Here is a 12,269-nt window from a genome sequence, read left to right as displayed (position 1 = left end):
GCTTGTTGACCTGTCGAACATTGTTCTGGAGGTGCTGATGACTGACGTCAACCGGCTGCCCGTACTCGTTTCCCTGCAACATGTGTCGTTCCACTTCGCCGATGGCGAAGCCTTGTTGGACGATCTTTCGCTGTCCATCGATCACACCCCTACCGGCATCGTGGGCCGCAATGGTCGGGGCAAAAGTATCCTGGCCAAAATCATTGCCGGGCGTCTGGCCGCATCTGCCGGCAAGCGGGATGGCACGCACAGCGTGGCGTATGTCCCCCAGAACGTGCGGATCGCGCCGGGCGACACGGTCGCCGATGTCGCCGGTGCTGCACCAATACTGGCCGCGCTGGCGCGGATGGCACAGGGCACGGCCTGTGTGGACGATATCGAGCTGATCGACGAGCGCTGGGACCTGGCCGAACGCCTGCGCAGTGCACTGGACGCAGCAGGCCTGAACAGTCTGGCGTTTGATCACGCCGCCGACACCCTGAGCGGCGGCCAACTGGCGCGGGTGGCGTTGATCGGCGCGCAACTGGCGAGCCCTCGTTTGCTGGTGCTGGACGAACCCAGCAACCATCTGGACAGCGCCGGGCGCGCCTGGTTATTTCAAGTACTGAAGGAATGGCGCGGTGGCCTGGTGGTGGTCAGTCATGATCGGCAGCTGTTGAATACCCTGCAACGTATCATCGAACTGTCGCCCCTTGGCGTGCGGCTGTACGGCGGCAATTACGACGCCTATCGTCAACAGTGCGACACGGAACAGCACGCTGCCGTAGCCGCGCTGGAACACGCGCGTCTGGAACGCAGCCGCGAACGCCGACGGCTGCAAAAGGACCACGACACCCTGCAACGCAACGCGGCCCGCTCGCGCAAACACGCCGAAACCGCCAATGTCGACCGTTTTACCCAGGCCCGCTGGAAAGGCGCCGCCACCGAAATCGTCAGCGCGGTGCGCAGCGCCCACCGGCAACACAAGCACACGCTGGATGCCCAGGTGCGCCAGGCTTATGAACGCGTTCAGGATCAATTGCCCACCCTGCTGGCGCTGCCCGCGTCAGTGGTGCCCAATGGCCGGCAAGTGCTGACGCTTGAGGACGTGCAACTGCCCTGGCTGCCGGCCATCCCCCTCAACGTCCAGTTGACCGGCCCGGTGCGCGTTGCCGTGCGCGGGCCGAACGGTTGCGGCAAATCCACCCTCCTCAAGCTACTGGCCGGCGAGTTGCAAGCGCTGAGCGGAGCATGCCGCGTGCAGGTGCCCACGGCCTATATCGACCAGCACCTCACCCTGTTGGATGACCGGCGCTCCATCGTCGAACAGCTCAACCTGCTCGACACGCCACTGGCTGAAGCCGAACTGCGCACCCGCCTGGCCCTGCTGCAGCTGGATGCTCTGCGCGTGACGCAACCGGCCGGCCAACTCAGCGGTGGTGAACGCTTGAAGGCGGCCATGGCAATTGCCTTGTGGCGCGAGACCCCGGCGCAACTGCTGTTGCTGGACGAGCCGACCAACCACCTGGACCTTGAATCGGTGATTGCCTTTGAACAGGCTTTGCAAGGCTTTACCGGTGCAATGCTGGTGGTCTCTCACGACGAGGCGTTCATTCAAGCAATCAAGCCCACCCACTGCCTGGTCTGGCAACCCAGGGGCTGGCAATTGGCGAGTGTCTGAGGGCATTGCACCGGTGCGCGAAGCGGCCTACGGTAATGGCCGGATGATCTCACCGAGGAACCGATCCCATGCTGCCTTCACCCCGCCAGCCTTACGCCAACGCAGCGCTCGCCCATCGACAACGATGGCGCGGGCGCATTGGCCTGATGCTGGTGGCCAGCCTGTCGGTACTGGCGGGCATGACGGACGCCATCGGGTTCATGGCCAGCGGCGATTTTGTGTCCTTCATGAGCGGCAATACCACACGCCTCGCCGTGGCGATCAGTACCGGCGACCCTGGCCTGAGCCTGCATCTGTTGTTACTGGTGGCAACCTTCGTGGTCGGCAATGCCTTGGGTGTGATCGTGAGCCGCCTCGGTCGACGGCATGCCTTGCCCTTGCTGCTCTGCATCGCCGCCCTGCTCTGTGCCGGTGCGCTGCTGCCCCAGGCCAACTCATTGGCCGCCCTGCTGTCGGCGATCATTGCCATGGGCATGCTCAATGCGGCGGTGGAAGAGGTCAATGGTTTGCCCGTGGGCCTCACCTACGTGACCGGTGCGCTGTCACGGTTTGGCCGTGGTCTGGGCCGATGGATGCTGGGCGAACGGCGCAACGGTTGGCGGGTGCAACTGGTGCCTTGGGCGGGCATGTTTGCCGGTGCGGTACTCGGGGCGCTGCTGGAGCGGCATTGGGGGCTCGGGGCCTTGCTGGCCAGTGCTGTGCTTGCAGCTTTGCTGGGGCTGGTGTCGCTGAATATTCCGCGACGCTGGCACCTGGGGTATATGCCACGGTGATGCGAGGAAGGATGCCCGCCCGACTGTCCAGCCTCGACATCCGTGTACTGGTAAAGAGCCATCATGCCGGGCGAGCGAGGTGAATCATAAGCGAATGTCCGGAGGATGTCCTGCCGGGCATTTCCTGAAAGCACTAAGGCAACGGATTACAAACACGTCGCCAGGGCTGCCAGGCGGCGCTTGGCCGGCAACGTATCTTCACTGGCGTAATATTTGACCGTCGAGCCTGCGCCGGCGCTTTGCACATCGACGAAGTAGTCACCCGCCGTGGTGTAGACGGTAAAACCACCGGCGCCGATCGGCTCCTTGAAACCACCGGCGTCCACGCCGAATACAGACTCATCCTGCCAGCCGAACTGGATGCATTCGGCGATCACCAGCGTGGCCTTGTCCGAAGCCAGGGTCTTGTAGGGGGTGCCGGCGCGCGCTTCTTTCATCTTCGAGCTCGCGCAACCGGCCAGTGTGGCCACTACCAATGCGCCCATTACCAGCTTGTGCATGCCATCGCTTCCTTGAAAAAAACGCGACTCTACCATTTGTGCGTACCGCACAGGCTGGCGCACACGCTGGCTGGATGAATTTAGTTTCACTGTGAAGGGATGACGTGGCCTCTATAGTGGCCACGCTCATTTTTAGAAGTCTCCCTTCGGCCCGCTCTCCCGCGGGCTTTTTTTCGTCCGGCGTTCAGAACCACCAGCGGAACAGGTAGAACAGCGCCATGCTGAGCAACACGGTGATCAGCACGTTGCGGGTCCAGAACATCAACGCCACCGCGCTGATACCTGCCAGCAGGTAGGGATTGGTCGGGCTGAGGTTGAGGTGATGGTCGGCGAGAAAAATGATCGGTCCGCAGATCGCCGTGAGCATGCCCGGCACAGCAAACCCGAGAAACTCCCGCGCGCCGCGATTGAGTCGCACCGGCAGGCGCGGCTCGATAAACAGGTAGCGGTTAAGGAACACCGCCAGGCCCATGGCCACAATCATCACGTAGATCATCGCTGTCCCACTCCCAATCGCTTGCAGGCAAAGCCTGCGCTCATACCCAGCACGCCGGACACCACCACCGCCGATTCCCAATGCAGGAAACTCAGCCACACCGAAAACAGCAGCGACACGGCCACGCACACTACGGTCGGCACGTCGCGTACCACCGGGGTGATCAAGGCGATAAAGGTCGCTGCGATGGAAAACTCCAGGCCCAGTTGATCGAGGCCCGGGATACTTTTGCCCAGCACGATGCCGGCCAGGGTGAACAGGTTCCAGGCGATGTAAAACGTCAGGCCCACGCCCAGGGCGTACCAGCGATTGAAGGTCTCGCGGTCATGGTGGCTGACCAGGGCGAAGAACTCGTCAGTCAGCAAAAAGCCCAGGCTCATGCGCCAACGGGTCTTGAGCGGCGACAAAATCGGGCGCAAATGCATGCCGTACAGCAAATGCTGGGAGGTCAGCAGCAAGGTGGTCAACAGAATCGAAATCAGGCTGGCGCCACTCTTGACCATCCCAATCGCAACCAGCTGCGCCGCGCCGGCAAACACGATGGCGGACAACCCCTGGGCCTGTAGCGGTGTGAACTGCGCGTCGATGGCCATGGAGCCGGCCAGCAGCCCCCACGGCGCGCACGCCAACGACAAGGGGATGACAGCGATTGCGCCACGGGCGAACGCGTAATGAGGCAAGGCGGTAGACATGGAAACGGCTCATCGACAGACAGTCGACAAGCATGCCAGCGCAACACGGGTGCTGTCTTGAACGATCTTGCTCAGGCCAGCTTGACCGACACCTGCTCCACCGAGTCCCTCGCTTCGCGCAATTCGTAGGCGTCCTGGTTGAGCCGGTGAATGGTGTTGAGCAGCCGCTGACGCAGCACTTCATCGCCGAGTTTTTCGACGGCGCGCATCAGGTCGAATGCCGCGGTTTCGTTGTTGTCCGCGACGGAATCGAGGGTCTTGCGCAGATTGCGAGTGGCACGGGTCACGCGGGGTCTTCCTTCATCAGCAATGGGCAGGCACTTTAGGACAGGCGTGTTTCATTTTAATTTCAAAGACTTGTGATGAGCTCCCAAGCCGTTGATTCAGGTCAATTGAAACAGAGTTTGACCAATACATATGGATATCCGTATATTCGAATTATCAAATATGGAACCCCAACCATGCCTGACTCCCTCTCTGTACCCACGCTGTTCAAATGCCTGGCCGATGCCACCCGTGCCCGCCTGACGCTCTTGATCCTGCGCGAAGGCGAACTTTGCGTATGCGAACTGATCCATGCCTTGGATGACAGCCAGCCAAAAATTTCCCGGCACCTGGCGCAATTGCGCAGTTGCGGGTTATTGGTCGACCGTCGCCAAGGCCAATGGATCTATTACCGCATCAATCCGGCGCTGCCCGACTGGGTATTCGCCGTGCTGCACACCACCCTGCAAGCCAACCAGCCATGGTTGCACAACGACGCACAGCGCCTGAGTGCAATGGGCGACAGACCACAACGGACCAGTACCTGCTGCTGAGCCATCGGAGCCTTTCTACATGCTTGTCGCGATTGCCATTTTCATCTTCACCATCGTATTGGTCATCTGGCAGCCCAAGGGATTGGGCGTGGGTTGGAGTGCCACGCTGGGTGCCATTCTGGCCCTGGCTTGCGGGGTCATCAGCCTGGCGGACATCCCGGTGGTGTGGCACATCATCTGGAATGCCACTGCCACATTTGTAGCGTTGATCATCATCAGTCTGCTGTTGGACGAAGCCGGTTTCTTCGCGTGGACTGCCCTGCATGTGGCGCGCTGGGGACGTGGGCGCGGGCGGCGATTGTTCGCCTATATGGTGCTGCTGGGTGCGCTGGTCTCGGCGCTGTTCGCCAATGACGGCGCGGCGTTGATCCTCACCCCCATCGTGATGTCGATGCTGCTGGCCCTGCGCTTTTCCCCGGCGGCCACACTGGCGTTCGTGATGGGCGCAGGGTTTATCGCCGACACGGCGAGCCTGCCGCTGGTGGTATCGAACCTGGTGAACATCGTCTCGGCGGACTACTTCAAGATCGGTTTCAACGAATACGCAGCCGTGATGGTGCCGGTCAACCTGGTGAGTGTCGCGGCGACGTTGGCGGTGCTGCTGTGGTTCTTCCGCCGTGACATTCCGAAGGCCTATGACCCGGCCAACCTTGAAGAACCTGCCCATGCCATCCACGACCGTGGGACCTTTCGCGCAGGCTGGTGGGTACTGGGCATCCTGCTGGTCGGCTGCTTCGCCCTGGAACCGTTGGGCATTCCCATCAGCGCAATCTCCTCCGTGTGCGCCGTGCTGTTGTTGGTGATCGCCGCCAAGGGCCACACCATCTCCACGCGCAAAGTACTGAAAGAAGCCCCCTGGCAGATCGTGATCTTCTCTCTGGGCATGTACCTGGTGGTCTACGGCTTGCGCAACGCCGGCCTCACCACCTACCTGGCGACCTGGCTGGACACCTTCGCCACTTATGGCGTGTGGGGTGCCGCCCTGGGCACGGGGGTGCTGACGGCCCTGCTGTCCTCAGCGATGAACAACCTGCCAACGGTGCTGATCGGCGCACTGTCCATCGAATCCAGCCACGCCGTGGGCGTGGTCAAGGACGCAATGATCTACGCCAACGTGATCGGCAGCGACCTGGGGCCAAAAATCACCCCCATCGGCAGCCTCGCCACCTTGCTGTGGCTGCATATCCTGGCGCGCAAGGGCATCACCATCACTTGGGGCTACTACTTCAAGGTTGGCATTGTGCTGACCCTGCCCGTTTTGCTGATCACCCTCGCCGCCCTCGCCTTGCGCTTAAGCTTCTAACGGAGAAGACGTCATGAAAGTCCTGTTCATGTGTACCGCCAACAGCTGTCGCAGCATCTTGTCCGAAGCCGTGTTCAACCACCTCGCACCACCCGGCTTCGAAGCGATCAGCTCCGGCAGCTTCCCCAAGGGCCAAGTGCTGCCGCGCAGCCTCAGCACCTTACAGGCGGCGGGTATCAATACCGAAGGTTTGTACAGCAAGGGCAACGAAGCCTTCGAAGGCAGCCCGCCGGACATCGTGATTACCGTGTGTGACAAAGCGGCGGGTGAAGCCTGCCCCGTGTACTTCGGGCCTGCGTTGAAGGCGCATTGGGGCCTTGAAGATCCATCCGACATACACGGCGACGAGGCAAGCACCCAGGCCGCGTTCAACGCCACACTGGACATCATCACCGCCCGTTGTCGCGCATTCCTGGCCCTGCCCTTCGGCGGCTTGAGTGCTGACGCGTTGAAGGTGGAACTCGAACGTATTGCGCAGTTGTCTTGAAAGCGCACCCGATCAGGTATTTGAAGTTATATAACCCATAACTTCAATTGCCCTTTATCTGAATAAATTCTGAACGGCTGGTTATTTAACTCATCCTGCATTGACAATTTGCAACCCGCTAAGTAGATTGCCCGTGCCCGCAACCAGGGCCTTTTTTCAACCTCACAAAAGAAGCCAATGGACACAGTATCTAGTCGCTGCCCGAGCACCGCTTTCGCGGGCATCGGGCGCCAAACCCAGAATATGACAGGACTCGCCTGCCCGGTCCGGTAAGCTGCGCTAGAGCTCGATGCTCCACGTAACTGCCTCGCCGGTCGCCCGTCCGGTCCCGAGGTGTGTTATGACCTTCCAAACCTTTGTTTTCGATGTACCCCTGCTGGTCGCTGCCCTGCGCGCCCGGCTGTGCCGCGCACCTGCAGGCTTTGCCCCGGCCCGCGCGGCCTTTACTGTCACACCCTCCCCTCAAGTGCGTCCGGCTCCACCGCGGGCGCACTGGCGTATCTGCCCTGAAAGCGGCCAGCTGGTGCAGCACTGGGATCACGCCGACACTCAAGACCCGCAGAGACCCCGGGTTTCCCGCGTGGCCCAGGCCAGCCTGATGCTCGATCTGTACCTGAGCGCTCGCGCAGCCTGAACCTGCTGGAAACAGCAACTTTCACTGAATAACCTGGAGTTCTCCATGAACTATTCCAGTTGTAGTTCGCTGCGCGTTAGTTAACTAACGCGCCAGCAAAAGCCATACCAATACATTATTGAAACCGATCGCGAAGTTAGCGACTCGGCATGCTTTCGCTCGCCTGCAGTCAGGTAAGTAACGGGTATGTTTTGTCGAAAATGGGCGACAGGAGTACAGACAATGAGCGCCGTAAAAAAACCGCCGCTGCACAAGAAAAATGGCACCGACGCCGACACCAGACTGTCGATGCGTGCCGCCCGCGAAGCCCGGAACGGCCTGTCGGCCACCCTGGCCAATGTCCGCGCCACCCAGGATGGCCTGACCGAGTTGGACGCCGCCGCGCGCCTGCAACGGGAAGGTCACAACGAAGTCGCCCATGACAAGCCGCCACATGCGCTGATCCAGTTCCTGCAGGCACTCAACAACCCGTTCATCTACGTGTTGCTGACCCTGGGCGGCATCAGCTTCTTCACTGACTGCTGGCTGCCGATGCAGGAAGGTGAAGACGCCGATCCCACCAAAGTCATCATCATCATGACCATGGTGCTGCTCAGCAGCCTGTTGCGTTTCTGGCAGGAACACCGTTCGGCCAAGTCCGCCGAAGCCCTGAAGGCCATGGTGCGCACCACCGCCACGGTATTGCGCCGTGAACAGGTGGGCGCCCAGCCAACCCTGCGGGAAGTGCCGATGCGCGACCTGGTGGCCGGCGACATCGTGCAACTGTCTGCCGGCGACATGATCCCGGCGGATATTCGCCTGATCGAATCCCGCGACCTGTTTATCAGCCAGGCCGTGCTGACCGGCGAAGCCTTGCCGGTGGAAAAGTACGACACCCTCGGTGACGTCACGCAAAAATCCGCCACGCCCCTGGCGGCTGACCAAAACAACCTGCTGGACCTGCCCAACATCTGCTTCATGGGCACCAACGTGGTCAGCGGCCGGGCCAAGGCCGTGGTGGTGGCTACCGGGCCACGGACCTACTTCGGCTCCCTGGCCAAGGCGATTGTCGGCTCCCGGGTACAAACCGCGTTCGACCGTGGGGTGAACAGCGTCAGCTGGCTGCTGATCCGCTTCATGCTGGTGATGGTACCGATCGTGTTCCTGCTCAACGGCTTCTCCAAAGGCGACTGGGGTGACGCGTTCCTGTTCGCTCTGGCGGTGGCGGTAGGCCTCACCCCGGAAATGCTGCCGATGATCGTCAGCGCCAACCTGGCCAAGGGCGCCACGGCCATGGCCAAGCGCAAAGTGGTGGTCAAGCGCCTCAACGCGATCCAGAACTTCGGCTCGATGGACGTGCTGTGCACCGACAAGACCGGCACCCTGACCCAGGACAAGATCATCCTCGAACACCACGTCAACGCCTTCGGCCAGCGCGATGATGCCGTGCTGTCCCTGGCCTGGCTCAACAGCCACCACCAAAGCGGCATGAAGAACCTGATGGACCAGGCGGTGGTGGAGTTCTCCGAGCAGAACCCCAAGTTCAAGGTGCCGTTCGCCTACAGCAAGGTCGATGAATTGCCGTTCGACTTCGTACGCCGCCGCCTGTCGATCGTGGTCAAGGACGCCGCCGAAGACCAACTACTGGTGTGCAAAGGCGCCGTGGAAGAGATGCTGAGCATTTCTACCCATGTCATGGAGTCGGGTGCCGCTGTACCGCTGGACGAGCGTCGCCGCGAAGAATTGCTGGCGATTGCCAACGACTACAACGAAGACGGTTTCCGTGTGTTGGTGGTTGCGACTCGCCACATTCCCAAATCCCTGGCGCGCCAGCAGTACACCACCGCCGACGAGCGTAATCTGGTCATCCACGGCTTCCTGACGTTCCTCGACCCGCCGAAAGAAACCGCCGGCCCGGCGATTGCCGCACTGCAACAGATTGGCGTGGCGGTAAAAGTGCTGACCGGCGACAACGCCGTAGTCACCAGCAAGATCTGCCGCCAGGTCGGCCTGGAACCCGGCCAGCCCCTGCTGGGTGCTGAAATCGAGGCCATGGACGACGCTACGCTGGCACGCCGTGTGGAAGAACGTACCGTGTTCGCCAAACTGACGCCGCTACAGAAATCCCGCGTGCTCAAGGCGCTGCAAGCCAATGGTCACACCGTGGGGTTCCTCGGTGACGGTATCAACGACGCACCGGCGTTGCGGGATGCCGACGTGGGCATCTCGGTGGACAGCGGAACCGATATCGCCAAGGAATCGGCCGACATCATCCTGTTGGAAAAGAGCCTGATGGTGTTGGAAGAAGGTGTGCTCAAAGGCCGCGAAACCTTCGGCAATATCATGAAGTACCTGAACATGACCGCCAGCTCCAACTTCGGCAACGTGTTCTCGGTGCTGGTGGCCAGTGCGTTCATCCCGTTCCTGCCGATGCTGTCGATCCACCTGCTGTTGCAGAACCTGATGTACGACATCTCCCAGCTGGCCCTGCCGTGGGACAAGATGGACAAGGAGTACCTGGCCAAGCCACGCAAGTGGGATGCGAAAAACATCGGCCGCTTCATGATCTGGATCGGGCCGACTTCGTCGATCTTCGACATCACCACCTTTGCGCTGATGTGGTTCGTGTTCGCGGCCAACAGTGTGGAAGTGCAGACGCTGTTCCAGTCGGGCTGGTTCATTGAGGGGCTGCTCTCGCAAACCCTGGTGGTGCATATGTTGCGCACGCGCAAGGTGCCATTCTTCCAGAGCACCGCCGCCTGGCCGGTGTTGATGATGACCTGTGTGGTGATCGTGCTGGGGATCTACGTACCGTTCTCGCCGCTGGGCGCCCTGGTGGGGCTGCAACCGCTGCCATTGGCGTACTTCCCGTGGCTGGTCGGCACCTTGCTGAGCTACTGCTGCGTGGCCCAACTGATGAAGACGATCTACATCCGCCGCTTCAAGCAGTGGTACTGATCTCCCCGCCGTTTAAACGGTGGCGGTCGCCCGACCGCCACCGTGCAACACAAGGAAACACCCTATGCGCGTCTTGATCTGTGCAGGTCGTCATTACGCCGACACCCAAAAGTCCCGCCAGGTGCTGGACGCTTACCACCGCCTGCGCCCGGTGCAGGTATTGATCCATGGCGGCAACCAGTTTCTCGGCAGTGCCATCGAGGACTGGGCCCGCGAGTTGGGCATTGACGTAGTGCGCTACCCGCCCAACTGGCAACGCCATGGCAAACAGGCCGAGCGCCAACGCAACCACTTCATGCTGGCCGACAGCCGCCCCGACGTGATCATCGCCCTGCCGGGCGGTGATGACACCTCGGAGCTGGTCGGTCAGGCCAGAACCAACGGTATTTCAGTACTGAGCGTAGAAAGCTGAACACAAGCGAGGTGCATCATGCACAAAAAACACACCCCACAACGTCCGGACGGGTTCGCCAAATACCGTGCCCGCCACTATCGCGGTGCGCGCCACACCCTGTTGCTGTTGCCGCCGGCCAAACGGCGAGCGCTGCGGCGCAACCTGATTTTTGTCGGACTGACGTTGAGCGTCATTCTGCTCATCAGCGTGCTGTCCAAGCTCTACGCAGTCTGACGGGCCTGCTGCTCCAGGTGCAGTTGCAATTGCGGGTCGATCTGCAACTGCCCCGCCAGGTCGTCCAGGTAGTTGCGTTCGGCGTCCTGCTGATCGTCCACCAGCATCACACTGGCCAGGTACACCTCGGCGGCCATGGCGGGGTCCTGGGCGAATTCGGCGAAGTCCGCCGCATCCAATGGCTTGGCCACTTCCGCATCCAGCCATTGCTGTAGCTGCGGGTCATCGGTATGCCGGCCCAGCTCACTGGAAATCAGCTCCTGTTCTTTCTCATCGATACGGCCATCGGCCTTGGCTGCCGCTATCAGCGCGCGCAACACGGCATGGCTATGGGCTTCGGCAGCCGGGCCATCGAGTTGATCGACCGTCTGGAAAGCCTGCTGCGAGGTACTCGCCTGCTGACGTTGCCACGCCTGGTACGCCTGGAAGGCGGCCATCCCGAGGGATGCCAGCACGGCGTAGTTCATGCCGCCGGAACGTCCTTGCGCGGTTCCCCCCGTCGGCGCACCGCCCAACAAGCCACCGAGGCCGCCCAGCAAACCACCCAGACCACCACCGGAAGTGGCATTGCCGTTACCGGCCCCCTTCAACAAACCGCCCAGCAGCCCGCCCAGGCCACCGCCGGGGGCCGAGCCGCCCTGCTGCCCGGCGCGCAGCAGTTGTTCCAATAGATCACTGGTGTTCATGGCGTCACCCTCCCGGGGTGCAACAGGGACGTTCATCAACCATAGCCCGCCACCGTCAGAACACCATGACCGCCGGGCGGGCACGGCTTATCATGGCCGTCACACCATCTTCCAGAGAAAAGCCCCGTGAACCGGATCGAACACCTCACGCTGATGGCGAGCTACAACCAGTGGATGAACCGCAAGGTCTATCAGGCCGCCGGCAGCTTGACGGACGCAGAGCTGGCACTGGACCGCCAGGCCTTCTTCGGCTCGATACTCGGCACCCTCAACCACCTGGCCCTGGCTGACACCGTGTGGCTCAAGCGCTTCGCACAACATCCGGCCCACTATTCAGCACTGGAACCTCTGACGGCGATAACAACCCCCACGAACCTCAAGCAACTGGCCTTCGCTGATATTCGCGAACTGACGTCCCATCGCGCCTGGCTGGACCAACTGATCCTCGACTGGGTGCCCACTCTGACCGAAGCCGACCTCGACCACCGCCTGCATTACCACAACATGCGCGGCATCGCGGCCGACAAACCGTTCTTCAGCCTGCTGGTGCACTTCTTCAATCACCAGACCCATCACCGTGGCCAGGTCACCACCCTGTTGTCCCAGGCCGGGGCGGATGTGGGTGACACCGACCTGCTGGCGTTGATCGATTGAC

The 12,269-nt window shown here is 61.4% G+C and carries 14 protein-coding genes and 1 pseudogene; 10 read left to right on the top strand and 5 right to left on the bottom strand.

Translation table 11 applies throughout. The features are described from left to right. The first annotated feature begins 37 nt into the window (after nt 1-37). Both ACW9IB_RS00715 and ACW9IB_RS00710 read left to right on the top strand, forming a co-directional pair. Nucleotides 38-1,660, top strand: coding sequence for an ABC-F family ATP-binding cassette domain-containing protein (locus ACW9IB_RS00715; RefSeq protein ID WP_457411814.1), 1,623 nt, complete (start codon nt 38-40; stop codon nt 1,658-1,660). Nucleotides 1,661-1,728: 68 nt separating this feature from the next. Further along, nucleotides 1,729-2,433, top strand: coding sequence for a YoaK family protein (locus ACW9IB_RS00710; RefSeq protein ID WP_457411813.1), 705 nt, complete (start codon nt 1,729-1,731; stop codon nt 2,431-2,433). A 146-nt stretch (nt 2,434-2,579) separates the two neighbouring features. Here ACW9IB_RS00710 and ACW9IB_RS00705 read toward each other — a convergent pair whose 3' ends face one another. The 4 genes from ACW9IB_RS00705 to ACW9IB_RS00690 form a co-directional block, all read right to left on the bottom strand. Further along, nucleotides 2,580-2,933: a hypothetical protein gene (locus tag ACW9IB_RS00705; RefSeq protein WP_457411811.1), complete on the bottom strand. Its 354-nt coding sequence runs from the start codon at nt 2,931-2,933 to the stop codon at nt 2,580-2,582. Nucleotides 2,934-3,117: 184 nt separating this feature from the next. Further along, nucleotides 3,118-3,429, bottom strand: a complete 312-nt coding sequence (locus ACW9IB_RS00700; protein WP_457411809.1) for an AzlD domain-containing protein — start codon at nt 3,427-3,429, stop codon at nt 3,118-3,120. Further along, nucleotides 3,426-4,121, bottom strand: a complete 696-nt coding sequence (locus tag ACW9IB_RS00695; protein WP_457364395.1) for an AzlC family ABC transporter permease — start codon at nt 4,119-4,121, stop codon at nt 3,426-3,428. Before ACW9IB_RS00695 ends, ACW9IB_RS00700 begins: the two co-directional genes overlap by 4 nt. A 71-nt stretch (nt 4,122-4,192) precedes the next feature. Then, on the bottom strand, nt 4,193-4,408 hold the full coding sequence (locus ACW9IB_RS00690) for a hypothetical protein (RefSeq protein WP_078742613.1): 216 nt from the start codon (nt 4,406-4,408) through the stop codon (nt 4,193-4,195). Between the two features lie 174 nt (nt 4,409-4,582). Between ACW9IB_RS00690 and ACW9IB_RS00685 the strand changes: the two genes are divergently transcribed. From ACW9IB_RS00685 to ACW9IB_RS00655, 7 genes and pseudogenes are all read left to right on the top strand, one after another. Continuing rightward, complete coding sequence (locus ACW9IB_RS00685) at nt 4,583-4,939, top strand: metalloregulator ArsR/SmtB family transcription factor (RefSeq protein WP_457364394.1); 357 nt, start codon at nt 4,583-4,585, stop codon at nt 4,937-4,939. Nucleotides 4,940-4,958: 19 nt separating this feature from the next. Beyond that, nucleotides 4,959-6,242: an arsenic transporter gene (locus tag ACW9IB_RS00680; protein WP_457411808.1), complete on the top strand. Its 1,284-nt coding sequence runs from the start codon at nt 4,959-4,961 to the stop codon at nt 6,240-6,242. Between the two features lie 13 nt (nt 6,243-6,255). Next, the gene (locus ACW9IB_RS00675; RefSeq protein WP_457411807.1) at nt 6,256-6,729 is read left to right on the top strand and encodes an arsenate reductase ArsC; all 474 of its coding nucleotides are present in this window, start codon (nt 6,256-6,258) and stop codon (nt 6,727-6,729) included. Between the two features lie 340 nt (nt 6,730-7,069). Then, on the top strand, nt 7,070-7,363 hold the full coding sequence (locus ACW9IB_RS00670; protein WP_457411806.1) for a hypothetical protein: 294 nt from the start codon (nt 7,070-7,072) through the stop codon (nt 7,361-7,363). A 222-nt stretch (nt 7,364-7,585) separates the two neighbouring features. Further along, entirely contained in the window at nt 7,586-10,300 is a 2,715-nt protein-coding gene (gene mgtA, locus ACW9IB_RS00665; RefSeq protein WP_457411804.1) for a magnesium-translocating P-type ATPase, read from the top strand. Between the two features lie 64 nt (nt 10,301-10,364). Further along, the gene (locus ACW9IB_RS00660) at nt 10,365-10,712 is read left to right on the top strand and encodes an SLOG family protein (RefSeq protein WP_457411803.1); all 348 of its coding nucleotides are present in this window, start codon (nt 10,365-10,367) and stop codon (nt 10,710-10,712) included. An 18-nt stretch (nt 10,713-10,730) separates the two neighbouring features. Next, a pseudogene (locus ACW9IB_RS00655) lies at nt 10,731-10,922 on the top strand (hypothetical protein); the annotation flags it as partial. Here the strand turns inward: ACW9IB_RS00655 and ACW9IB_RS00650 are convergent. Then, complete coding sequence (locus tag ACW9IB_RS00650) at nt 10,916-11,614, bottom strand: tellurite resistance TerB family protein (protein ID WP_457411801.1); 699 nt, start codon at nt 11,612-11,614, stop codon at nt 10,916-10,918. The pseudogene ACW9IB_RS00655 and the gene ACW9IB_RS00650 overlap by 7 nt on opposite strands. A 126-nt stretch (nt 11,615-11,740) precedes the next feature. On the opposite strand from ACW9IB_RS00650, the gene ACW9IB_RS00645 reads away from it, so the two are divergent. After that, on the top strand, nt 11,741-12,268 hold the full coding sequence (locus tag ACW9IB_RS00645) for a DinB family protein (protein WP_457411800.1): 528 nt from the start codon (nt 11,741-11,743) through the stop codon (nt 12,266-12,268). Nucleotide 12,269: the final 1 nt, after the last annotated feature.

The organism is Pseudomonas sp. SDO524_S393, assembly GCF_054071875.1.
Note: the sequence above shows the minus strand (reverse complement) of the source record. Positions and strands in the feature narration are given on the sequence as shown.